Origin of the sequence: Lentzea sp. NBRC 105346 (genome assembly GCF_030269605.1) — a bacterium.
In the GTDB taxonomy this organism is placed as follows: Bacteria; Actinomycetota; Actinomycetes; order Mycobacteriales; family Pseudonocardiaceae; genus Lentzea.
The window spans coordinates 285,908-310,643 of sequence record NZ_BSTQ01000001.1 but is presented as its reverse complement, the minus strand read 5'-3'; the positions used below and the strand labels follow the sequence as shown (position 1 = coordinate 310,643).

Below are 24,736 nucleotides of genomic sequence, written 5' to 3'. Positions count from 1 at the left end.
GACAGCCCTGCCGAAGAGCGCTGCGATGCCCGCTTCCTCGCCATGGCGGTGCTCGGTGCCGCGGGCGGCGATCGGCGTCGACGCGGTCGCGGTGTCCTGCCGCTCGCGGTCGTCCACCGCGCCCCGGAGGAACTGCGCGGGTACTGGCTGGAGGCGTTCACGCGCTGCCAGCTCGAAGCCGCGGAAGGCCGGCGCCAGGACGTCGCCCGCGAACCCCAGGCCATCACGTGGAGACGGGTGATGGCGACCTACGTCCGCAAGACCGGTGCCGCGTACGGGTGCTGCACCAGCTGCACAACGACAACGCGGCCACCGGTGCCCAGGACGACCACGACCTCGCGAACGGCACGCCGACATTGCTGCAGGCACACGCGATCGAGTCGGGCCACCACACCGCGCGGGCACTCGGGCTGCGCGCGGCGACGCGGACGGACCTCGACGCAAGGGCCGCGCTGCGGGCACTGCTGCGCGAGCCGGCCGCGTTCGAGGGTTATCGGCAGCGGGTGATGCCCCTGCACGGAGGCGCTCGGCGGCTGCCGGCCGCGCTCGCCGCACCGTCGAAGTACCGGCGGATGCTGCGGATCAGGCTCGACATGTCGGCGGCGTGCGCCGTGCGGGATCGGGAGGCACCGGCATGACCGCGGTGCCGCACTCACGCTGCGGCATCCGCTGAGGCCTCCAGGTGGGCCGCACGACAGGCGCCGCGCCGGACCTTGCCGCTGGTCGTCTTGCGCACCAGTCCCGGTGGGCCCACGACGACCTCACACGCGAGCTGGAACCGCTCCGCCACCGCCACGCGCACCTCGGCGGTGATCTCCTCGCCCACGCCCTTGTCCCTGGTCTCCACGAAGATCACCAGACGTTCGCTTCCGTTGCCCGACGGCACGGCGAACGCGGCCAGCCCACCCGGCCGGATGCCGGCGTGACAGTCCCGCACGGCCGACTCGACGTCCTCGGGGTAGAGGTTGCGACCGTTGAGAATGATCAGGTCCTTGAGGCGCCCGGTGACGAACAGCTCGCCCTCACGAAGAAATCCGAGGTCACCGGTACGCAGGTAGCCGCGGCCGTCGGGTTCGGCGAGCTCGGCGTGGAACGTCAGTGTGGTCTCCTCGGCAAGACCGAAGTAGCCCTTGGCCTTGGTCGGCGAGTCCACCCAGATCTCCCCGACCACACCCGGCGCACACAGCGCACGCGTCCCCGGATCGACGATGCGCACGACCATCTCCGCCTTCGTCAGCCGCCCGCACCCGACCAGCCGCGCCCGGTCGCCGTTCGCCGACGCCGAACGCACAACGCCCTTCTCCAGCAACGACCTGCTGCACTCCAACATCGCCCGGCCACCCATCGACACGCTGACAGTGTGCTCGGCGAGCCCGTAGGCCGGGTAGAAGGCGTCACGGCGCAACCCTGAGGCATCGAACGCGGTGAAGAACTTGTCCACTGTGGACATCCGAATCGGCTCGGCGGCCGACATGAACGCGTAGACCGAGCTGAGGTCCCATGTCGCACGTTGTTCCGGCGTGGTGCGACGCACGGCGACCTCGAAGGCGAAGTTCGGTGCCGCGGTGTGGGTGGCCCGGACCCTGGACATGACGTCGAACCAGACCGACGGCCGCTCCAGGAAGGTCATCGGCGAAAGCAGGTGGGTGTGCGAGTTTCCCGCGATGGTGCTGAGGATGACACTGATCAGCCCGAAGTCGTGGTACTGCGGCAACCAGAACACGCCGCGCGCGTCCTCGCCGAGGCTCAGGTCGACCGCGTTCGCCCACACCTCGTGAGCGAGGTTGCCGTGGGTGATCTCGACACCCTTGGGCGCCGACGTCGACCCCGAGGTGTACTGCAGCAGCGCGGTTTCCGACGGATCGGCGGGCGTGTGCCAGCCTACGGGCGCGCCGGGCGTGCGGGCGCAACGGTCGGTGTGGTGCCAGCGCAGCTCCGGCCACTTCGGCCGGTTCGCGTCGAACAAACCGCCGACCGCACCCACGGTCTTCGCCCGGCTGTAGGCACCGTTGGTCAGGATCGCCTTAGGACGACAGCTGTCCACAATGGCGTTGAACCCAGGCAGATCATGCTTGAGGCGCAACGGGTTCGGCGGATACACCGGCACCGGTACCACCCCGGCGACCAGGCAGCCGATCAGGGCGCGGACGAAGTCCGCGCCCGGCGGGTAGACCAGCAGCGCCCGGTCCCCTGGCTCGAACCCCCATCCGCGCAGCGACTCGGCGACAGCTTCCGCGCTCCCGGCCAGCGCACCCGCGGTGAGCGTCTCCTCGTCGCGCCCCCGGTCGTCGACGAACGTGAACAGGGGCCGTTCCGGTTCGTGGCGGCGCAGTGAGTGGAACGGAACCAGCACGGAGTGCGCGAGGCGTGGAAGCGTCATGGCCGTTCCCATCGGTCGGCGAGTGGCGGAAACCCAAAGTAACAACAGAAACCCTTGTATCAACGGGCTGCTCACAGAAATCCGCGCACAACTTAAAAGTAGCGGCCTTTCTACCTCCCGCTGCTCACATCGCAGATACGTGTGTTTCCCGATGTTTCGGCGTGTTCGCGGGACGAGAGTGGCACCGGCACCCAGACCTGCGGCCCGAAAGGAATCCGAAGTGGACCAACTCGACTGGCGCCTGTCCGCACGCTGCCGGCAGCAGGCCGACTCCATGTTCGTAGCCGGGGCCGATCAGCGCGTGCAGCGCAGGACCTGCCTCCCGTGCCCGGTGCGCACCGAATGCCTGGCGCACGCGCTCGACCACCGCATCGAGTTCGGCGTTTGGGGAGGTATGACGGAACGCGAACGCAGGCAGGTTCTGCGCACTCGGCCCGACGTCCGTTCGTGGGCGGAGCTGCTCGACTCGGCCCGCCGCGCGGCCAGACCGGCCTGAGCTCACGCGACCGCGTCCCAATGCCACCGGACCTCGAACAGGCCCGGCCCGAATCCGAGCGCCAGCGCGTGCGTCCGCCCGTCGGGGCCGACCGGTAGCGGCCTGCGGACGGGCGCGCCCTCCTCCGGTTCGGTCACCTCCGCGCAGTGCTCCGGCAGCACGCCGGGGTCGAAGTCGATCTCCACGAGGTACTCGCGCGCTGGATGCCTCAGCACCCGCCCATAGGCGTCGTCGCCGCCGTCTGGCGCCGGGCTGAGCCCGAGGAGCTCGTGCTCGGTCACCACCGTCTCGCCGCGCGCGAGCGTCCGGGGGAAGAGCAGCTCGGCGATGAAGATTCCCCACTCGGGATCCGTCACCACGGTGCCGACGCGGCAGCCGCGCAGCGCCCGCAGTCGCGGCAGCTCACGGCCCGGCGGCTGCCAGAACGCGACGACGAACCGGTCCGGCCCGTCGTGTGTCGCCCGCAGCACCTGCCGCACCACAAGCGACTCCTTCGACCGGTCGGCACCGACGCGGCAGCGGTCGTGCTGGCTGACGCGCATGAGCCGCTCGTCCGAGCTCATGTCGACCCGCCCCAGCAGCTCGCGGACGCGGTCACCCCGCGGATCCGCGGCCGCGACGGGCCGCATACGTGACTCCAGCGTCGGTCTGCCCCGCAGGTGCGGCGGTCTGACCAAACCACGCAGCGCGCCCGAGTGCAGTCCCAGCACGGTTTCGAGGTGCTCGACGGCCCGCAGGGACTCGCGTCGTGACGGCTCGCTGCGGCCGGACTGCCAGTGGCTGAGCGTGCCGACGCTCACCGCGCTGCCGCGGACCCGCAGCCTCCGGGCCACACCTTCCAGGCTCAGGCCGCTGTCCTTCATCGCCGTGCGCAACGCCACGGCGAACGTGGGATCGCAGTTGTCCATGCTGTCGACCATCGCTTGGCGGCGCCACCCGAACATCGGTGTGTTTACCGAGCTCACCTACTTCGACCACAGCAACGCCGACGCCGTCCGGGCACGTTCGTGGTAACCGGGCACCCGAGTCCCCGCGGGAAGCACCTCCACGAGCGCCGCCGGCCCGGCCGCGGCACGCAGCAGTTCCCGCGCCGCCAGCGGATCGGCGCCGGCGGCCACCTCGGCGATGATCACTCTGGCGTGGCCCGGCCACGACGAGTCGCCCACAGACGTGCGCCACGCCCGCCGCACCGCCAGCAGTCCCGGCACCTGCCCGCACCGCGCGGTGATCGCGTGATCGAGCCGTCCGCTGTCGCACCCGCCCGGCGGGACCGGCCAGAACTCGTACGGAGGCACGGGCGTGCGGGGGAAGACGAGGGTCGCCGCGTTCTCCTCGGCCACCCCCGCCGCGGCGAAGAGCGCTCGCGCGGCGTCGTAGTAGTCCGGTGGCGCGGTGCTCCGGTAGGCCAGCTGCCCGAACCGGACCAGCCTGCCCACCTCGGGCTCGTCACCCGCCGCGAGCCGGTCACGGGCGAGCTCCAGCAGTTCGTCGGGGAACTGCCCGGCAAGGTGCAGGAGGAGCTCGAACGCGGAAGGCTTCACGCCCGCCACGATCCCTGGTCAGCAGGACCCGAACATCGGTGATGTCACCGAGGCTGTGCCAGCGCGAGCGTCGCGACCTCGACCCGGCTGCGCAGTCCGAGCTTCGCGAGGATGTGGGACACGTGAGTGTCGACGGTGCGCCGGGACAGGAACAGTTGTTCGGCAATCAGCCGGTTCGACAGCCCCTCAGCCACCAGGTGCGCGACTCTCGTCTCGGTCACCGTCAGGCTCTCCCAGCCGCTGACCGGCCGGTTGCGCGGCTCCCGCGCCCCGGTACGCACACCGTGCTCCCGGAACGCGGCCCGCACCCGCGCCACGTCCCAGACGGCACCAAGGGAGTCGTAGTCCTTCAGCGACCTGGTCATCGCCCGCCGGGCGTTGCTGGTCTCCCCGCGCCGCGCCCACGCCAGCCCGGCCGCCTCCCAGGCCTGCGCGGCACCCAGGACCAGGCCGGACCCGACGTAGCACCGGGCGGCCTGCTCGAGCAGTTCGGGGTCGTGGTCCAGCAGGCCCCGGCAATGTGCGACCAGGCCGGGCCGCACGGCGGGGTTCGCCTTCTCCTCGGCGAACGCGACGACGTACTCGGCGTCCGCGCGCCGGTCGCACGCCATCGCCAGCCGCACCACGTTCGCGGTCGGCAGGTCGGCCGCGGTCCAGAGGTTCTCGACCGCCTCCCGTTGCAGGTCGAGCGCGCCGGTCAGGTCGCCTGCGTGTTCCAGCACGAGCGCCCGTACCACCACCAGCCACTCCGTCCGGCCCCGCATCTGCGAGGTCCACCGCGACTTCGCCAGGATCTCGTCGATCACGTCCAGGTAGTGCCGCGCGGTGACGGTGTCGTCGCGGTGCAGAGCCACGAGCACCGCCCGCTCGTAGCAGACGAGCAGCGGAACCTCCGCGCCGACGGCGGCCACTTCGGACAACAGGTCATCCCAGCCGCCGGTGCGGTACAGCCGCAGCGCGTCGCAGATGACGCCCTGTTGCAGCCTGCGCTCGTTGCCGGTCCGCTCCGCCAGTCGCCGCAACCGGGCGGTGCTCACGCGAGCGTCCTCCCACCGGTACAGCTCCAGCTGAGCGAACGCTTGGTCGGCGAGCAGGGACATGTAGACGTCGAGCTGTTCGGGATCGTCCTCGACCACCGCGAGGCCACGATCGGCGTGGCCGAGTGCGAGGTCGGGGCGTGACAGCATGATGTTCAGCACCGCCAGCGAGTGACACGCGTGCGCCGCGACCCACGGGTCGCCGAGCCCGCGGGCCTCGGCCAGCACTCGCTCCGCCAGCGCTGCGGACTCGTCGCGCCGATCCACGAAGGCAATGCACGCGATGGCCCGCATCACCCGCAGCCGCAGCAGTTGCCGCGGCTGCCAGTCCACTTCGGACTCCAGCCGGTCGAGCAGGGTCAGCGCATCACCGTGCCGGGCGAGCAGCAGAACGCAGTCCACGGCGATCAGGCCGAGCTTCAGCACGGTGTCGGCGCTGACGGCTCGCGTGTCCGTGGTGTCCAGGGTCTGCCGGGCGAGCCGTTCGGCCTCGGCGGGATCACCTCCGCGCAGCAGCGCCGACGCCAGTGGCGCCACGATCTCCACGCGCCGCGGGTCGGTGAGCGGCAACCGCGGCAACGCGTGCTTGAACAGTGTGCGTGCCACCACGGCGGGTTCGTTCGCCAGCCCCTCGCCCTGCGCCATCAACCAGTCGATGAGCCAGTCCGGCGCGGGCAGGTCGCCCCCCACGTCGATGGCGGCGAGCAGCTGCCGGGTCACGGCGGTCCTCGGCTGTCCGGCCAGGGCCAGGGTGCGCCCGACCTCCTGGTGCCACGCGGCGCGCACGCTGCCCGCCACCTGATCGCACAGCACGTCGCGGATCAGCGGATGCCGGAACGCCATACCCGTGCCGGTGGTCGTGAGCAGGCCCGCCGCCCGCGCCCGGCCGAGCATGCCGACGAGCTCGGCGATCGGCCGTCCCGCCGCGACCCCCAGGTCGGCGACGTCGAACTCCACCCCGAACAGCGCCGCCATCCGCAACAGGTCGCGCACGTCGGGCGCGACCGCGTCCAGGTGGCTCGAGATCACGGCACTCAGCGACGGCGACCGCTCGCCTGGGGCCGCCTCCACCACGCCGGCCGAGTTCGTGGAGAGCACGTCGTCGCGCATCATCGCGCCGACCAACTCGGTCACATACAACGGGTTTCCGCCCGCGGCGGCGATGAGTCCGGTCAGCCTGTCCCCCGGTGGGCCTCCCACCATCGACTCCGCCAGCTCGGCGGACTCGGCCGCCGACAGCGGGGTGAGCTCCGCGAGCACTCCCCGGCCCGCCGCCGCGAGCTGCGCCACCCGCCGCACCAGCGCATCGAGGTCGGCCCGGTCCTGGCCGGGGCGCATCGACCCGGCCACGAGCAGCGGCTGCTGCTCGGCGATCCGGGTGAGCCGGTTCCACAGCCGCACCGACGCCTCGTCCGCCCAGTGCAGGTCGTCGAGCACCAGCACCAGTGGCGTCGCCGAGCACAGGTCGTCGATCCAGCCGACCAGGATCTCCGACGCCACGACCGCCGGATCGGAGATGCCCGCGCCGCCGCGGAGCACCGCGGTGATCTCCGCGCGGTGCTCGCCGCTCGTCACCTCCACGAACGGCAGCAGCGGGAACACCTGGCTCAGCTCGTCACCGGAGGTCCAGATCAGCCGGTGGTCGCGATCTCGCGTCCCGAACACCTCACGCAGCAACGCCGACTTGCCCTGGCCCGCGTCGCCGATCGTGAGCACGACGCCGCCGTGGCCGCGAGTGAGAGCGTGCAGCTGTGTGTGCAGCGCGGCGAGCTCCGCATGCCGGCCGACGAGGCCGGGCATGCTGTCGGAAACCCGAAGGACACTCGGCATGGGCGGGAGCCTAACCAGCGGGCGAATCCGATGATCAAGACCGATGGACACGCTTCGACCACGGAAAGTAGCCCCTGGCGGGCGACTTCACTCAATCGGCGCAGCGAATCATGTGGTTTTCGTGCCAAATGACCCCGGCATCCGCCGAATGCGCCAATCGCGCAGCGGCGAACGGGTGGTCTGATCCGCCGGAAGGGCGGTCGTGAGTTTCCCTCACCACACCCCGAACTGAAGGCCACCCGGCGGCGTACAGACCTCCCGACAGCGAAGGCGACCCGGCTCGTGTGGAGGCGAGGGCATGACCACGAAGGACCAGATCTCGTTGTGCCCGGAGTCCGGGCGCGCACTGATCAAGGCACTGCAGGACCGTGTGGACGACGCGGACACGTGGCTGCGCAAGGTAAACCGGCTGGCCCGGCCACTGCCCCTCGGCGCCCACCCGGTCGCCGACGCGGCGTCGGCGAGGTTCCAGCGCTTCGCGGGCTCCGAGGACGAGCAGTCGCTGCCCGCGGTGATCTCCGCCTACCGCGAGGTGCTGACGCAGACGTGCGACGCGATCACGACCGCGATGCGCAACTTCCGCGAGGCCGACGCGCGCAGTGCTCACGCGTTCGCCCGGATCCACGCGGAAGGGCGCTGACGATGCGCGACGTGAGCTACGACTGGGCGGCCGTGTCGCACCACGACCTCTACCGGGCAGTGCACGAGCGCAATGATCCCGGCGAGGTCGGCCAGATCAGTGCCGAGTGGACGGTGCTGTCCGGCGAGCTGGTCGAGGCCGCGCGGCTGATCCGCGAGGCCGTGACCGCCGCCGAGTCGGGCTGGGAGGGCCGAGTCGCCGACGTGGCGCGACTCGCGATGCGGGAGCTCTCGGAGTGGACGACCGAGCTCGCCGAGACCGTGACCGTGGTGGCACACCAGGTCGACGAGCAGGGCCGGATCATGGCCGAGGCTCGTGCGGCGATGCCGGAGCCGGTCGACTTCAGCTACGCGGAGATGACCAAGCCGTTCTCCAGCGGTGCGATCCAGGAGCTCACCGAGTCCACTGAGGACATTCGGCTCGTGCGCGACCAGTCGTTGTCCTGCCACGAACAGGCGGTCGCGGTGATGCGGGAGATGGAGGAGAAGTCCCGTGCGCTCGACCGGGTGCGACCCGAGTTCTCCCTGCCGCGCAACCCGTTGACCGGTCGGGAACAGGAGCCGGTGGCGCTGGTGGTGACGGGCGACCGAACCTCGCGGCCGCGGCTGACCCGGCCTGGGCCGCATCCGGTACCAGCGGGGCCCGCTCCGGTGCCGGTCAAGGCGTTCGCCGCCATGAGCGGCGACCTCGGTCTCCCGCCGGCGAACCCGAGCGGCGAACGGGTGGTCAGCGCGGCGGTCGAGCAGCAGGGACCGGTCCCGCGCACGACTTCCGGACCGTCCCACGGTGGCGGAGTACCGCCGTTCGTGGCCGAGCCCGCGATGCCGATGATGCCGATGACTCCCGCGACTCCCGTGACAGGCGGACACCAGCCGCCCGAGGCCCGCCGCCAGGCGCGGTTCGTTCTCGCCGAGGACTTCTTCGCCGCCCCTGGCGGCGAGCTCGCGCCCCCGGTGATCGGTGACGAGCAGGAGGCGTCGTGACCGCCACGATCTCGCTGTCCACCGGGCAGTTCGACGCACACTGGGCGGCGCTCGGCCTCGGCCGCAAGCCCTACCCCCTCGATGTGCCGCACACCGGGCGGCGGACACCGCCGGACGCGGACACCGCCGGGCTACTCCGGCTGCTCGCCGACCACGTCTCCGCTGTCGACGTGGTCGGCGACCTCAACGGGCCGCTGCGCGCGGTCGCGGTAACCGACGGCCGCCACGCCGGACTGGCAGTGGTCAGGGATGACGAGGTGCTCCTGCAACCGATCCGGCCGACCGCGCTGACGACGTCGCTGCTGTCCGTGCTGCCGCCGGTGCGCGCCGGATCGGGCCGGGCCCTGTCGGCACCGCTCGACGTGGTGCGCGGCGCAGGCCGGAGCCGGGGCCACGACGTGCGCCAGGCGTTGCTCGAGGCGGGCCTGTCCCGTGACGACGCGGTGCTGCTCAGCGAGCTGGCCACCGGCCGCACGGCGGGCGGCCAGTTCGGCGCGACGCACCGAGGCGTCCGGGCGAAGACGGTGATCACGTGGTTCGACACCACTCTTGGGCGCTACCTCGTGGTGTCCGCCGGCGGCTGGCTGAGCGTCGCTCCCGCCGACAGTTCCCGCATCGCAAGCCGGATCGAGGAGATCCTCGCGGCGGCGTGACCCGCCGCAGGCGCAGGAGAGGAAAGAGCCGTGGAACAACGCGTCATCGCCGGTCGCTACACCCTGGTCGTCGAACTGGGGCGTGGCGCCATGGGCGTGGTCTGGCGCGCGCACGACCAGGTGCTTGGCCGCGCGCTCGCGATCAAGGAGCTGCTCCCGCCCGAGGGCCTGCGGGCTGACGAGCGCGCGGTCATGCAGGAGCGGATGCTGCGCGAGGCACGGACCGCGGGCAAGCTCAACGACTCCGCGGTGGTCACCGTGCACGATGTGATCGTCGAGCACGGCCGCACCTACCTCGCGATGGAGCTGGTCGACGCGGCGAACCTCGGGGCGCTCGTCGCCAGGCACGGCCCGCTCGACAGCGTGGCGGTCGCGAACATCGCGTTGCAGGCACTGGGCGCGCTCGAATGCGCGCACGCGGCCGGCGTGGTGCACCGAGACGTCAAGCCCAGCAACATCATGGTGCGCCCGGACGGCATGGTGAAGCTCACGGACTTCGGCATCGCGCAGACGATGGACGACCCCCGGCTCACCTCTAACGGCGGCCTGATCGGTTCACCCGCCTACATGTCCCCGGAGCGGCTGAGCGGCTGGGAGGCCTCCCCCGCATCCGATTTGTGGGCGCTGGGCGCCAGCATCGCGTACGCGGTCGAGGGCGTCGCCCCGTTCGAACGCCCGACCACCGCGGCGACGCTGCACGCGATCATGAACGAACCTCCCGTGCCGACCAGGGCGAGCGCCGCCATGGCCGAGGTGATTCTGGGTCTGCTCGCCGACGATCCGAGTCAGCGGCTGACGGCGGCACGGGCCAGGGAGATGCTGACCGCGATCGTCCACGGCACGGGCCCGGTCAGCGTCTCCCGTCCACCACGCAGGACCCCGGCACTCGCCCGTGTCGCCGCGGTCGTCGCAGGTGTCGCCGTGCTCGCGGTCAGCGGCGTCGTGGGGTACCAGCTCTTGCCCCGCAACGCTTTCGGCCTGGGTCAGGCGGCATCGCCCACCGAACCCGACTCCGGCGGTGTCGCCTCCCCGCCGGAGTCGCCGGGTGAACCGATCCCCGCGAACCAGACCTCGACGTTCGGCCGCGACGGTGACGTGCCGGGGCTGAACCTCAGCGGAACGGCCTGCGCACAGGGTTTCCTGACCAAGGGCAGGCAGGTCGCGACGAGCTCGCCCTGCGACGCACCGCACGACATCCAGCTCTACGCCGCCGCGACTCCGTTGTTCGACAAACCGAAGTCGATCGACTACCCCGGCACGCAGTGGCTCTCGGACTTCGGGACGAAGTACTGCGCCGACCAGTTCCCCGCCGCGAAGGCGGCCGAGCGGGAGAGTTTCGGCGTCGCCGTGCTGGTGCCCACCGACCGGGAATGGGCGGCATGGAACGACCCGATGTCGCCAGGACACCAGGAAATCCTTTGCGTCGCCTGGAAGACGGATCGCACGCCGCTCACGGCGTCGCTCGTGTCCTAATTCGACCGTGGTCCGACCCAACGTCGCCACGGCGACGTTTTCTGCCATGAGAGCCAACGCAACCACGCAGTACTCGAAAGCGAGGACGGAGCTGTGCCCGAAGAAAACCAGCACGAGGCGGCCACACCGGACGGCCACACCGTCAGCACGCCCGAGTACACGCGCGAGGAAGAGAGCAGCACGCGCTACAACGACGTCGAACGCGAGGCGGAAGTACAGGAACCCCAGACCAGGGAGACCGCCACCGAACGGCACTACAACTCCACGCCGGTCCGGCACGTCGAACCGGAGACCGGCCGGACCCCCGCCACGCCACTGCGCGAGTCCGTCGAGTCCGGGAACGTCGTACTGGACAAGGCGGTCGGCGACGACCTGCTCAAGCTGCTCGACGCCCAGCTCGACGAGGTCGACGCCTGGCTCGGCAAGATCGATCTCATGGGCAGCAGGCCCCCGCGGTTCGGCAGCAACGACGTCGCGACGGCGATGTCCAACAAGTTTCTCAAGCGCGCCAAGGGCGACCAGGACTCCTACCACACGGTGATCACCGCGTTCCGTGGCGTACTCCAGCAGACGCGCGACACCGTGTCCGACGCGATGCGTGCGACCCAGAGCACCGACCGGCGGCGTGGCGAGTCGTTCCGCCGCGTCTACTGACCGGATTCGTCGAGAGGTAAGGACATGGCCGAGCAAGGCACTGGCGTCACCAGTCGGGTGCTTCAGGGGGAGTACGACTGGACGGGGTACTCGCACCGGGCGCTGTACGACTCCGTGCACGTGAACAACGACCCCGGTGTGAACGGTGAGATCAGCGCGGAGTGGAAGCAGTGGGGCGTCAACCTCAAGGACGTCGCGCAGACCATCGTCAACGGCCTCACCGCGAGCGAGAGCGGCTGGTCCGGGCCGGCGGCGGAGGCCGCGCGTCAGGGCATTCGCACCCTCACCGAGTGGATGACGGCGACCGCGGCGTCCGTCGCGACGTTCGCCGAGCAGATCGACGAGCAGGGCCGGGTGATGTCGATGACCCGCGACATCATGCCCGAGCCCGTCGTGTTCGACTACAACGCCGCGGTTCAGGCCTACTCCAACGACCCTGTCACGGCCTCCGTCGAGACGACACAGGACATGTACGCCGCTCAGCAGAAGGCCGAGCAGGCGCGTCTGCAGGCCGTCGACGTCATGGAGAACATGGAGCGCGCCTCGAAGGCGATCGACGAGGTCACTCCGAGCTTCACCGTGCCCGACAACCCGGTCACCGGTGGTACCGGCGCGACGACCAGGTCGACCGCGACCTACGGCAACCCCGATTCGTCCACTGAGGACGTTCCCAGGACGCGTGGCGAGACCGAACGGTATCCCGGATCGGGCGACGACGAGACCACTCCCAGGCAGGCTCCGCGGGACCAGGACGAGGAGCCGCGCAAGTCCGAGGAGACGAGCCGCCGCGAAGCGGAGTCCGGGGAGACCGACCGGCACGAGTCCCGCACCACCAAGACCGCGATGGACCCACCCGCGGACACCGTGCCGAGGTCGGACGGTGAGCGCGAGCCGTCCCCGCAGCCACGCAAGGAGGAGACGCCCGCGCCGAGGAGCTACGACGGAACCACGACGAGCACCGCGCGGACTCCTTCCGACGACACGACGACGTCCGGTACCGGCGTGCAGCCGCGCACCGAGGAGACCGTGAGCCGGAGCCAGCCCCGGTCCGGCGAGATGCCGGGTACCCCGGCCATGCCGACACCGAGGATGCCCGGCGGGATGCCGCCGTCCGACGGCCGGGCGAACGCCGGTCCGCGCAGCCCCGGCCAGGCGCCGCACCGCACGAGCCCGTGCCGCACCGGCCCGAACGGGCAGACGTCGTTCGGCGCGGGCCCGAACGGCTACGGGCCGAACCCCATGGGCCCCAATGGTTACCGGCCATACCCCATGGGGCAGTCCCCCGACGGTCGCACCACCTCCGGCTACGGGCCCAACGGAATGGACCCGTACCTCACCGGTCCGGACGGTCGGCCGATGTACGGCCCCGACGGCCAGCCGCTCTACGGACCGGACGGCCGCCCCCTCTACGGGCCGAACGGCCAGCCGCTCTACGGTCCGGACGGTCGGCCGATGTACGGCCCCGACGGCCAGCCGCTCTACGGACCGGACGGACGTCCACTCTACGGGCCGAACGGCCAGCCGCTGTACGGGCCGGACGGCCGCCCGCTCTACGGTCCCGACGGACGTCCCCTCTACCCGCCCAACGCCGTCGGACCGGATGGCCGTCCCCTGTACGGGCCCACCGGCCCGGTCCCGTTCAGCCCGGAGAACCGCGGCCCGGCGGACGGCGCCGTGCCTTCCGGGGGACCAGGCCGGGGTGTTCCCGGCCGGGGCATGCCCGGATTCGGCGGGCCAGGAGGCATGCCGGCCTTCAGCGGATCCGGTGGCGGCCCGGACCTCGGTGGTCCGAGCCGGATGGCCGAAGGCGGCCAGCCTCCGCCGCAGAACCTGCGCCCCGCCACGACGACCGTGGTGCCGGAAACCCACCTGACGGCGCCGTCGTCCACACCCGGTGGTCCCGGCATGCCCACGGGCAACGGACCCGGCGGCACGCCTATGGGTGGTGCGCCGATGGGACCGATGAGCGGCGCCCAGGGGCAGGGTGGTCAGGACCAGGAACGCAGTTCCCGCTATCTGCAGGGCAGCGAAGGCCTGTTCGTCGTGCCCGGCGACGACGTGCCGCCGCCCGTGATCGGTGAGGCGCCGCCGAAACGCGGCGGCCGCGACGAATGCGACGAGTCATGAGCGCCGCGTTCCGGCTGACGCCGGAGCAGTACCGGATCCTGTGGACGGACCTCGGTCTCGGCGGTATGCCGTACCCGCTCGACGTGCCCGGCACCGCCACGTCGCTGCGGGCCGACGACCTGTGGTCGGAGCTCGGCGACGCCGGTGACCGCCTCGAAGGGTTGCTGCGACTGCTCGGCGACCACGTCCTGGCCGTCGACGTCGTCGCCGACCAGCAGGGCCTGGTGCGCGGGCTTTCCGCGACCGACGGCACCGCGGGTGTGCTCGCGGTGATCAGGCACGACGCGGTCGAGCTGACCGCGATCGACCCGGCCGCGGTAGTGCCCGAGGTGCTCGGCGTTCTGCAGAACACCAAGGCGGGCAAGGGAAACCCGGTGTCCGTCCGGGTCACGACGATGCGCGCGGCCGAGCAGTGCGACGAGGACGACTACGAGGACGACCGCCCCTGGGGCCGGGAACCGCACGCCGCCGAACGGGAGGTGCTCGCCCGAGCCGGGGTGGCGCCATCGGACGCGGCGGTCCTCAGCGACCTGATCAACAACAGAACTGCCGGCGGGCAGCTCGGCGTCACCTGTGGAGCCGTGCGTTCGCCGGAGGTGATCACGTGGTTCGACACGCGCAGCGGGCGATACCTCGTGGTCTCCGACGACGGCTGGCTCAAGGTCACGCCGGCGGGCAACACCCACATCACCAGCCGGATCGACGAGATCGTTTCGGCGGCGCACAAGGAAGGCGTGAGGAATGTCTAAGTACGCGACCGGAGTAGCGGTCCTGCAGCAGACCGCCGAGCTGATCCGGGACAAGAAGGTCGAGGCCGACAACCTGCAGCGGCAGCTGAACAGCATCGTCGACGGCATGGCGGGCTACTGGAAGGGCCAGGCCAAGGAGGACTTCGCCAAGGTCAACACCCGGTTCGACGACCTCTGCAAGAACGTGCTCGAGGCGCTGGAGGAGATCGCCGCCCAGATCTCCGGCACCGCCGTCAACTACGCACGGCAGGAGGAGACGGGCAAGGCGACCTTCTCCAGGATCTCCGCCCGCCTCGGCTGAGCACTCCCTTTCCACGACACCTGACGACTGAGGAAACGACATGGCCAACAATCCCGTGAACTTCGACGACTCCGACTACGTCAAGATCGACCCCGCGCAGCTGCGCTCGGACGGCGAGACGATCAAGAGCCTGGCCGGCCAGCTGGAGTCCCTGCTGGAAGACCTGAAGAACCAGATCAAGCCGACCATCGACCAGTGGGACGGCGCGGCCAGCGGCAACTACACCGCGGCCCAGGCGAAGTGGAACGTCTCCGCGGAGGAGGCCCAGGGCATCCTCGACGACATCGCCAAGGAGCTCCTGGCGACCGCGGAGGAGTACGAGCAGACCGAGCGCAAGAACGCGGGTTCCTGGGCCTGAGCCCGCGTGGCCGTTCCCCGGGAGTGTCGTCTCCCGGGGACCGAACCATCCCGCTTCCCGTGGCGTAACACGGTGCAGCGACCAATTCGGTGTCAGCATTGCGAGGAGTCCCCGATGGACATGGAGCAGTGGCTCGCGGACATGCGGGCGAGCATGGACGAGCAGACCCGCAAGGCCGCGATGTTCGAGCAGCAGCTCGCCGCCGCGACAACCACTCTGTCCAGTTCGGACGGTGCGGTGACGCTCACGGTGAACCCCAACGGTGGCCTGGCGAACATCTCGTTCGGGCCCCGCGCGTGCGACCTCGGCCCCGCGAAGCTGAGCGGCGTCGTCATGTCCACCCTGCACAAGGCGCAACGCGAGGTGTCCAGGCACGTCGTCGCCGCCTTCGGCGAGTTCGCTCCGGACGCCGTCGAGACCATGGAAGTCATCCTGGGCGACATCCCCTACGACCTCGATGACGAAGCCGACGACGGACCGGTCTGGCGCGGAGAGCCCGAGCTCGAGCCGGAGCCGGAACCCGCTCCCGTCATGTCCATGGCCGCCCGGCGTGCTGCGGCTGCCCAGCCCAAGCAGGCGGCCGGAAACGACGACACCGACCTCACCGAGCGACCCTGGTAGACACCGATGGCCCTCAACATCAACCACAATCCGGACGACGCCAACGTCTCGACCGTCAACGGCGTCAAGTTCACCGAGAACGACAAGTTCAAGGGCACGTTGATCATCGAGGCCTACGACGGCCTGATCGACTCGATCAACGAAGAGGCCGAGAACCAGACGATGTATGCCCTCGGCATCACGTTCAACGCGATCGGTGCCGTGGCGTCCACAGTGGAGTTCATCGCCAACCCCTTCGGTCAGCTGTTCGGCATGGGCGTCGGCTGGCTGATGGAACACGTCGAGCCGCTCAAGAAGTGCCTCGACTTCATCACCGGCGATCCCAAGGAGATCCAGCGCAAGTCCGAGGAGACCAAGCAGCTGGCGGCGATGATGCGGGTCATCGCAGAGGATCACAAGAAGGACATGCAGAAGGACAGCGCCTGGAGCGGCGGGGCGCGGGACAACTACACCGCCAACATGGACCAGTTCGCCCTCGAGCTCGACAAGACCGCGGACGCGATGGAGACCGAGGCCAAGATCGTCGGCATCGCGGGCATGCTCATCCAGGTCGGCCGGGACATCCTGCGCGACATGATCGCGGTGATCATCGGCAACTTCATCGCCAACGCGCTCGCGGCGGCGATCTCCGGCATTTTCACCATGGGTGCGGGCACCGCGATGTTCGTCGTGAAGATCGTGGCCGAGGTCGCGGCGTGGGTGGCCAAGCTGATGTCGAAGATCGCCAAGATCGGCATGGCGCTCGCCAAGCTCGCGAAGCTCAGCGGGAAGCTCGACGACGCACTGAAGATGATCAAGAAGGGCTGGGGCCGCTTCGACAACCTCGCCGACGCGGGCGAGATCCTCTTCGAGGCGTACAAGGTCGCGCACGACATCGACAAGACCATCGACGAGGCGAAGAAGAAGGACAACGAGACCGACGCGGCCACCGACGAGGTCGAGAAGAAGTCCGACGCCGCGAAGGCCTCCCAGGAGAAGTACAAGCAGGCCAAGGACAACGAAGCCGCCGAGGCGGAGGACGTGAAGGCCGCGGGCGAGAAGGTCGACGCGGAGGCCAAGCAGGCCAAGGCTGCGGCCGACCGGGCCCAGCGACTGGCCGACGAGGCCGAGAAGCACGCCGGCGACGCCGAACGCTACGCCAAGGAGGCCGACAGGGCCGCGGAGCGGGGCGACCAGAAGGCGTTCGACGAGGCCAAGGCCAAGTACGAGCGGGCGAAGTCCGACTACGACGACACGCTGGCGGAGTTCGAGGACGCCGAGGCCGTGGCGAAGAAGGAGTCCGCGGACGTCACCGCGGCGGCGAAGGACCTCGCGACCGAGACCGGTGAGCTCTCCGAGGCAGCGGCGAAGAGCTACGACGCGTTCCAGGACACGAAGGCCCCACTGGAGGAGGCCGAGCAGGCGTCCAAGGACTTCCAGGAGAAGTACGGCCAGAACGAGGCCGACGTGCCGCCGGAGGAGCAGGCGGAGTACCGCGCGGCGAAGCAGGCCGCCGAGGACCTCGACGCCAAGAACGACGCCGCGCGTGCCGACCAGGAAGCCTTCGAAACGGCCAACCGCGACTTCGCCGCGAAGAACGCGGCGGCCACCGAGGCCAACGCGAAAGCAATGGAAACCGGGGACGAGCGGGACATCGCGGCCGCCGAGAAGGCGAGCGCCGAGGCCGACGCCGCCGGACAACAGGTCGAGGATGCCGCGAACAAGTCGAAGGCCTCCGGCGAGGCGGCCGAGGCGGCCTACGAGAACTTCAAGCAGTACCAGCCTCCCGAGGAGGAACGCACCGTCTGACCGTTCCCGATCTGACTACCGACCTCAGGAGCCTTCGCCATGGCCAAGAAGGGCGTCAACACCAATAGCTCGTACGAGGCCAATGTCAACTACATGGACCTCACGAACCTCTCGGCCGGAGAGCTCCAGGCGAAGATCAAAGAGATCGAGGACTACCACAGGAATCTGAGGCTGAGCAACGGTGACCTCGGCCCCATCGGTTCCCTGGCGTCGCAGCAGCTCAACCAGTCGAGCGACAAGGTCGCCGAGCACCTCGGTGTGGCGACCGGCGTCTACGACAAGATCAAGGACAAGATCAACCAGACCAAGCAGCTCTACCAGGAGCAGGAGCAACGGGCGGCCGACCGGTTCAAGCGGATCGCCACACCCCCGCCCGACCTCAAGCGCCCGACCCCGATCACGCCGCCACAGGCACCCGGTGTGACCGCGCCGACCGGGCCGAAGGTCGCCCCGCCGCCGAACTTCACCGGTGCCTCGCCCCAGCCGGGCAACGGTCCCGCGGCGCGGCCGGGCGCCCCCGGCACCGCCACGCCGAAGCCCAATGGGGACAACGCGTCGAACGCCCGGCCATCCACCCCCCCGCCTGGCACGGGCAAGGTGCCCGGCACCGCCGGTCCGGGCTCGATCGCGGGCAGGCTCGGCGGAGCCGTGCCCGGCATCGGTGCGCCGGTGAACACGGCGGATCCGAAGTCCGCGAACCCGGCCGTTCAACGGCCCGGCTCCCCAACCGACGCGCCCACGACCGCCGCGGGCAAGAACCCGAGCGCGACCGCGCCCACCGCACCGACGGCCAAGACGCCGAACGCCACCGCGCCCGTGGGTCCCGGCAGGCCGGTCGGTCAGCAGCCGAACACCGCGCCCTCGAACCCCAAGTCGCCCGCGGCCAAGTCGCCCAGCACCAGCATCCCGGCGACCCCGGTCACGCCCGCCGGTCAGCAACCGAAGACCACCCCCACCACCAAAACGCCCACTACCCCAGCGGCCCCAGTCACGCCCCCCGGTCAGCAACCCAAGACCACACCCGGCAACCCCAAGACGCCCACCACCAAGTCCCCCAGCACCAGCAACCCGGCGACCCCAGTAACGCCCCCCGGCCAACAACCCAAGACCGCACCCGGCAACCCCAAGACGCCCACCACCAAGTCCCCCAGCACCAGCATCCCGGCGACCCCGGTCACGCCCGCCGGCCAGCAACCCAAGACCACCCCCACCACCAAAACGCCCACCACCCCAGCGGCCCCAGTCACGCCCCCCGGTCAGCAACCCAAGACCGCACCCGGCAACCCCAAGACGCCCACCACCAAGTCCCCCAGCACCAGCATCCCCGCGACCCCAGCCACGCCCCCCGGCCAACAACCCAAGACCACACCCGGCAACCCCAAGACGCCCACCACCAAAACGCCCACCACCCCGGCAACCCCGGTCACGCCCACCAACCAACAGAGCACCAAAGCCGGCCGGCGGCCGCCGACCGGGAAGTCCAGCACTCCACCGAAGGCGACCACCTCACCGGCCTCCGACACCAAGGCGCCGAAGGAAACCTCCGCTACCCCCCAGGCCGCCGCGGGCAAACAGCGCAAGCGCCAAGCACCCCCGGCCCCCGACTGGGCGCAGGTGCGGCAGGCGGTCGACACGTGGACCCTCGACAGCGACACCACCCTCGTCGGCCACCTCGAACAGCTGGGTTTCTCCCTGCACCACAACGAACAGCTGGCGACCATGATCGGTGCCAAGGCGCACCAGCTGTGGCCGACCGCGAGCATGACGCCCTACGCACTGACACAGAAGCTGGGCGTCGCCGCGGTCACCTCACCACCATGGGCGCCCAACCCCGCCGCCGTCTCCGCGGCGCTCACCGAGCAGCAGGTATGGCACCTGGCCTCGCAGTGGACGCCGAACGGCCCGGTGTCGCTCACGAACACCCTGAACGACCTCGGCCTGCCGCTGCACCGCACGCACCACACGTACAGCGACTTCGCGAACAACATCCTGCAGACCATGGCCACCAGGGTCTGGTCGAGCATCCCGCCGCAGCAACGCCCCAGCATGGTCAAGACGCTGGCGACGGCGATCGGTGTCGACCCCAAGACGTTGCGGCGCTGGCTGCCGCAGGACACGGCGCAGGACGTGGCCCAGCTCGAGGCACAGCTGCGGGCCGCGGCGGGCAGCTGGCACCCGATCGTCGGTGGTCCGTCCCTCTTCGCGGTGCTCGAACTGCAGGGCTTCGGGTTGCGCACCGGGCCGTCGAAGTCGTCGCCGCTGCGTCCCGAGGTGGCGCAGCTGGCCAAGGACACGCTCGCCGCGCTCGCGCCGCACAGCTACACCAACCTCGATCTCATGAACCTGGTCGGGGTCTCCAACAGCTTCTTCTACTCCTGGAAGCAGGAGTTCGAACGAGCAGCCAACCCGGCACCGCGCGACATCGCCCGGACCTGGTTGCAGAACCCCGGCGGCCGCACCCTCGAAGACGCACTCGGCACGCACCAGGGCCCCGAGCTGACGCCGGTGCTGCACGAAGTACTGGCGGAGCTGACCAACCGCGGTTTCAACGGCCCGCAACTGGTACAAGCGACGGGACTCACCCCGGCGTTCGTCCAGGAGTGGCACGAGAACCGCCACAGCGCGGGTGCCAAGCGGCCGCGCGACCCCAGCCCGGAGACCGGGGACACGAAGCGGGTGCGCGGACCGGAGACCGACTGGCGACCGGGCCCGATCACCTTCCGCAACTACCTGATCAACACGCTGGGCGTCGAGCTCTACACGAACGGCAAGTACAACGACCAAGCGATCACGCTGTTCACCACCGAGGCCACCAAGCTGATCACCTCGGGCAGCCACACGATCGACGACGTGCACTCCGCGCTCGGCATCAGCTCCAAGACCCTCAAGCCGTGGCTGGCGGAACGGTCGAACCCGTTCACGGCACCGGCTCCGGCCGCCGCCTTCACCTACCAGGGGTGGACCGCGGCGGACAAGGCCACACTGCGGCAGCACCTGCTCAACCAGGGACAGGAGCTCTACGACACCAAGGGAAAGTACCTCCCGGAGGCACTCATCCAGCTGGTGACCGTCGCGCGGCAACTGATCGGCACGATCGACCCGCGCACCGGACTGGTCATCACCGAACACGGCCTGCACAAGATCGTCGGGGTCAGCCCGGACATCCTCGAGCCGGCGATGCGGGCGCTGCCGCCCGCCGGGCCCGACACCGACGTCGCGTTCGACCAGGGCTCCGACGCGCTCGGTCCCGACGACCAGCAGCGGCTCGACGACCTCGCGCGGAAGATCGCCGGGGAAGCGGTCACCGCGCACCGGTCCGGCGCCGAGCTGCCGAAGATCACAATCACCGGGTTCGCGGCGGCCACCGAGCCGAACGCCGCGGACCTTGCGAACAACCGGGCCCACTCCGTCTTCCAGCACCTCATCTTCAACCGGGTCTCGCACCATCTCGCCCAGCTGCAGCAGGGCACCGTCCACAGTGAACAGTTGCTCAGCGGTGACATCGACTTCACGCTGGGCAGCGACATCGGGGGCACGGGAGCACGGGTCGTCGTCGACTGGGACACCGCAGGCCCCGGTTCCCCGGACTCGATGCAGTCCGTCGAACCGACCGCCCCGGCACTGGGCTCGCACGAGATCGTCGTCGAGTTCGACCCGGAGGACGTCGTGCTCGGCCCGGAGAACCAGCAGAACATCGACGACCTGGCCACCCAGATCGCCGAGAGCGCGATCACCAGGGCCCAGCGCGGCTACCGCATGCCGACGATCACCGTGACCGGCAACGGCGTCAACCCCACCACGTCCGCGAAGCAGGCGGCGGTCGCCCGCCGCGACCTGTTCGACCGCATCGCCCACCATCTCAACGGCGCCCTCACGCTCGACGATCTGCCGATCGTCACGGCCACCAACCCGCGTGGCGCGGCGAACACCACCGACATCCACGTCAACTGGGACCTGAGCGAGACCACCGAGTACACCGCGCCCGAGTCGGCGGAGATCACTCTGGACGGCCCGGTCCACCAGCCTGTCAAGACCGTCCTCGACGACCGCACCTGGGCCACCGCGCCGGACAGCAGGCCCGCGCCGTGGTCACGGGTCCCGAACCCGATCGGCCGCGACCGCATCGCCGCCGCCCGCCCCCTCGCGCACACGACCACCGTGCGGACGACCGACGCACAGGCGCTCGCCACCTCCAAGATCACCCTCGGCGCGGGCCGGCCGAAGATCGAGATCGACCCGCTCGACACGTCGTCGAACTTCGACGTCGCACTGATGGAAGTCGAACCCTCCCGGTGGGTTCTCGAGGTCACGCACAAGGTCTATCTGGACCCGAAGGGCCGCAAGGACTCGACCGTCGACAAGATCTGGGCCAGGGCACAGCAGGGGATGGACCGGATCGTCAACGACCAGGGGTTCGGCCTGCCCAGCGGCGCCCAGCTGAGCGTCAACCTGGTCCGCGTCGCACGTCCGGAAGACGCCCACAGCACGGTCGGCATCACGACCGCCGGCCAGCGCGCGGACACCGGGCAGTGGCCGACCGACATCACCCCCGAGCTCGCCGTGCACGAGCTGCTGCACAACGTGGGACTGGTCGACGAGTACCAGGACTCGAGCGGCAACGTCTTCCAGCAGAAGCAGGGGCGCGGTTACCTCATGCCGGGCACCGACACGGGCATCATGTCCAACCAGATCACCACCGATGCCACCGTCAAGCCGCGGCACCTGTGGCGGATCGAGAACCACGTTCGCGGTCTGGCCCATCTCCAGGAGAGCGACCACGGCCAGCTGAACCCGCCCTCGGGCGCGCCCGTCGTCCCGCCCCGTCACCACGGACCACAGCTCACCGGCGCCGCGCCGGGAACCGCCACCCGTCCGCAGGCTCCCGTCACCGGAGTGTCGACGGACATCGCCGAGGACCGCGTGTTCCGGCAGGCGATGGACGACCTCGCCCGCACCGGCGACCGGGACGCGCTCGCCCGCCGCGCCGACTACATCGCCCGGTGGCAGCCCGCGATCAACACGTACGCGACCGCGCTCGACGACCACGCCACGAATCCGGACACCAACGCCCTCGTCGACAGCTACCAGCAGGTGAACGCGCTGCTGTGGGAGCTGTCGCGGGACCCGGCGCTCAACGAGAACCTCATCCGGTTCGACAGTGACTCGCTGACCCTGTCGCCGGACGAGGTCGCCCGGCTGGGCCGCATCACGGACGAAGCGGTCGCCGCCGCGGTCCGGGCCAAGGCGAACGGCGAGGCCGCGCCGATCATCAAGATCATCAGCCGGGGTACGGACCCGACGCTCGCCGAGGCCCATTCGCTCGAGGTGTGGACGACCGTGCTGAAGCAGCTCGGCGACCGGCCCGGCGCCTACGACGGCGTCGACGTCGACATCGCGATCGCACCGGGCACGCCGGGACTCACCGAGGTTCATGTCGACCAGCTGTCCGAGGACACCTCGGACAACTCGGCGTCCGACACCGACTCCGTGCTGTCGAGCACCCCCACCGAGCACGAGCTCAACCTCCAGCCGGGCGAGTCCAAGCTGTCCGTTCAGCTCGAGACCGAGCTCGACCAGCTGGCCAGGGAGCTGGCCGACACCGCCAACCGGCGCGAGGGCATGGCCTATCTGCCGCTGTCGGTGTCCATCACGAACTTCAGCAGCGACGTCCGGCCACAAGCCGAGGCGGTGCGGGCGTACCTCGACGAGCGCATCGACTTCCACCTCAACGAGACGAAGCCGGGCAACACGGCCCACCGGCCGACGGTCTCACTCGGAGAGAGCTCCGAGGTCAAGCCGGGGCACAAGCGGTCTCGCAGCGGTTCCGTCAAGGTCGACTACCAGCTGCGCAAGACGCCGCCGCCGAGCCCGATGACCACGACCGCACCACCGCTCCCGGCACCTGCCGGGCAGGTCATCACCTCCCCCGCGGCACAGGCGAAGCACCCGATCCTCGACGACGAGGGATGGCGGCACAGCACCAAGGACTTCGGCCACCCCGACTCGGCGTGGGCCAAGCACCCGAACCCGGTGAGCCAGCAGGACATCGCCGCGGTCACCGGCAAGGTGCCCTTCCGGCGCTACGTCAGCGAGACCGGCGGCCTCACCGACAACAGCAAGATCGTCCGGCAGAAGGGCAAGCGGAAGCCCTCTTTCGGGCTCACCGCGTGGCGCAGCCCGATCGGCTACCACTACCAGCGCGTCCAGTTCCCCGGCACGGACGGCAGGCCGGGCACCGTCGTGCAGCACCGCGAGTACGTGCTGTACGTCGAGAACCTCTCGAAGTACTCCGAAGACCAGGTCGCGCGGTTCGAGCAGAACCTCACCAGCGGCGTGAACGCGCTCAACAAGGGCCTGGCGCTGCCCACGGGCGACCAGTTCAGCCAGTCGGTGCGGCTCACCGACGATCCCGCCGCGGCGACGGGGCGGATCTGGATCGGCCCGGCGGGCTCGCGGCCGAACCAGCTGTCGATCCCGATCGACGCCGGCCCCGAGGTGTTCGGGCACGAGATCATGCACTGGGCGGGACTCGACGACACCTACTTCGAGGGCCGAGACGAGAACCCGAGCATCTTCCAGCACTCCAAGGGCAAGGTGGTCAAGCACACCGACGGTTCGCTGGAGACCGTCGGCACCGGCAGGCTCGCCGAGGACCTGAGCATCATGGGCCCCCTGGCGACGAGCGGGCACGCCGCGCTGACGCCGCGCGACCTGTGGCTCGCGGAGAAGCGCGGACCGGACACGCGCACCATGGCACCGATTCAGGTGAACGAGAAGCTGGAGATCGCCGGCCCACAGGTGTCCACATCGGACACGCCATCGGCCGGCGGCTTCGAGGTCATGCCCGGCGTCAAGATCCCCTTCAGCCCGGAGACCGAGTCGCCGTTCGGGTACGACGTGCTCGTGCGGGACCAGGGCTGGGCGGCGAAAGCGGAGAACTTCGAGAAGACGCTGCGCAACTACCTGTTCGCGGCGCCCGAGGTGCGGCACGCCGCGCAGCAGTCGCTGATCAAGCTCCGCGACGTGCTGCTCGCGCGGTATCCGAACCAGCCGGAGAAGGTCGCGGCCGCGTTCGGCGGCATCAAGGTGACCAGCGCGGGCCAGA

At 70.2% G+C, this 24,736-nt stretch carries 18 protein-coding genes (1 of these 18 only partly in view); 14 read left to right on the top strand and 4 right to left on the bottom strand.

Annotated elements, in window-relative coordinates:
- Positions 1-278: 278 nt before the first annotated feature.
- Positions 279-638: a hypothetical protein gene (locus QSK35_RS00970; RefSeq protein WP_285741257.1), complete on the top strand. Its 360-nt coding sequence runs from the start codon at positions 279-281 to the stop codon at positions 636-638.
- Between the two features lie 14 nt (positions 639-652).
- Here QSK35_RS00970 and QSK35_RS00965 read toward each other — a convergent pair whose 3' ends face one another.
- Positions 653-2,380, bottom strand: coding sequence for a fatty acyl-AMP ligase (locus QSK35_RS00965; protein ID WP_285741256.1), 1,728 nt, complete (start codon positions 2,378-2,380; stop codon positions 653-655).
- Positions 2,381-2,600: 220 nt separating this feature from the next.
- Here QSK35_RS00965 and QSK35_RS00960 point away from each other — a divergent pair, with 220 nt between their 5' ends.
- Positions 2,601-2,876 (top strand): WhiB family transcriptional regulator, encoded by a 276-nt coding sequence (locus tag QSK35_RS00960; RefSeq protein WP_285741255.1) that lies wholly within the window; start codon positions 2,601-2,603, stop codon positions 2,874-2,876.
- A 2-nt stretch (positions 2,877-2,878) separates the two neighbouring features.
- Here QSK35_RS00960 and QSK35_RS00955 read toward each other — a convergent pair whose 3' ends face one another.
- The 3 genes from QSK35_RS00955 to QSK35_RS00945 are packed head-to-tail and all read right to left on the bottom strand — an operon-like array spanning position 2,879 to position 7,284.
- Entirely contained in the window at positions 2,879-3,784 is a 906-nt protein-coding gene (locus QSK35_RS00955) for a helix-turn-helix domain-containing protein (protein WP_285741254.1), read from the bottom strand.
- 57 nt (positions 3,785-3,841) lie between these two features.
- Positions 3,842-4,417 (bottom strand): hypothetical protein, encoded by a 576-nt coding sequence (locus QSK35_RS00950; RefSeq protein ID WP_285741253.1) that lies wholly within the window; start codon positions 4,415-4,417, stop codon positions 3,842-3,844.
- A 44-nt stretch (positions 4,418-4,461) separates the two neighbouring features.
- A complete protein-coding gene (locus tag QSK35_RS00945; RefSeq protein ID WP_285741252.1) occupies positions 4,462-7,284 on the bottom strand; it encodes an ATP-binding protein in 2,823 nt (940 codons plus the stop codon).
- 298 nt (positions 7,285-7,582) lie between these two features.
- Between QSK35_RS00945 and QSK35_RS00940 the strand changes: the two genes are divergently transcribed.
- The 12 genes from QSK35_RS00940 to QSK35_RS00885 all read left to right on the top strand — a co-directional run.
- On the top strand, positions 7,583-7,924 hold the full coding sequence (locus QSK35_RS00940; protein ID WP_285741251.1) for a hypothetical protein: 342 nt from the start codon (positions 7,583-7,585) through the stop codon (positions 7,922-7,924).
- A gap of 11 nt (positions 7,925-7,935) precedes the next feature.
- Complete coding sequence (locus QSK35_RS00935; protein WP_285741250.1) at positions 7,936-8,907, top strand: PPE domain-containing protein; 972 nt, start codon at positions 7,936-7,938, stop codon at positions 8,905-8,907.
- A complete protein-coding gene (locus QSK35_RS00930) occupies positions 8,904-9,560 on the top strand; it encodes an ESX secretion-associated protein EspG (protein WP_285741249.1) in 657 nt (218 codons plus the stop codon). Before QSK35_RS00935 ends, QSK35_RS00930 begins: the two co-directional genes overlap by 4 nt.
- 30 nt (positions 9,561-9,590) lie before the next feature.
- On the top strand, positions 9,591-11,033 hold the full coding sequence (locus QSK35_RS00925) for a serine/threonine-protein kinase (protein WP_285741248.1): 1,443 nt from the start codon (positions 9,591-9,593) through the stop codon (positions 11,031-11,033).
- 93 nt (positions 11,034-11,126) lie between these two features.
- The gene (locus tag QSK35_RS00920; protein WP_285741247.1) at positions 11,127-11,687 is read left to right on the top strand and encodes a hypothetical protein; all 561 of its coding nucleotides are present in this window, start codon (positions 11,127-11,129) and stop codon (positions 11,685-11,687) included.
- A 24-nt stretch (positions 11,688-11,711) separates the two neighbouring features.
- Positions 11,712-13,814: a PPE domain-containing protein gene (locus QSK35_RS00915; protein WP_285741246.1), complete on the top strand. Its 2,103-nt coding sequence runs from the start codon at positions 11,712-11,714 to the stop codon at positions 13,812-13,814.
- Positions 13,811-14,563, top strand: a complete 753-nt coding sequence (locus tag QSK35_RS00910) for an ESX secretion-associated protein EspG (protein WP_285741245.1) — start codon at positions 13,811-13,813, stop codon at positions 14,561-14,563. Before QSK35_RS00915 ends, QSK35_RS00910 begins: the two co-directional genes overlap by 4 nt.
- Positions 14,556-14,864 carry a WXG100 family type VII secretion target gene (locus QSK35_RS00905; RefSeq protein ID WP_285741244.1) on the top strand — a complete coding sequence of 103 codons (309 nt, stop codon included), beginning with the start codon at positions 14,556-14,558 and terminating at the stop codon, positions 14,862-14,864. Before QSK35_RS00910 ends, QSK35_RS00905 begins: the two co-directional genes overlap by 8 nt.
- Positions 14,865-14,904: 40 nt before the next feature.
- Complete coding sequence (locus tag QSK35_RS00900; RefSeq protein ID WP_285741243.1) at positions 14,905-15,222, top strand: WXG100 family type VII secretion target; 318 nt, start codon at positions 14,905-14,907, stop codon at positions 15,220-15,222.
- Between the two features lie 114 nt (positions 15,223-15,336).
- The gene (locus QSK35_RS00895) at positions 15,337-15,843 is read left to right on the top strand and encodes a YbaB/EbfC family nucleoid-associated protein (protein ID WP_285741242.1); all 507 of its coding nucleotides are present in this window, start codon (positions 15,337-15,339) and stop codon (positions 15,841-15,843) included.
- A 6-nt stretch (positions 15,844-15,849) separates the two neighbouring features.
- The gene (locus tag QSK35_RS00890; RefSeq protein WP_285741241.1) at positions 15,850-17,631 is read left to right on the top strand and encodes a 6TM ABC transporter family protein; all 1,782 of its coding nucleotides are present in this window, start codon (positions 15,850-15,852) and stop codon (positions 17,629-17,631) included.
- A 39-nt stretch (positions 17,632-17,670) separates the two neighbouring features.
- Positions 17,671-24,736, top strand: the 5' portion of a protein-coding gene (locus tag QSK35_RS00885) for a hypothetical protein (protein ID WP_285741240.1). The gene runs 25,925 nt beyond the window's last position; 7,066 of the gene's 32,991 nt are visible here — the first part of the coding sequence; its start codon is at positions 17,671-17,673; its stop codon lies off the right edge, out of view.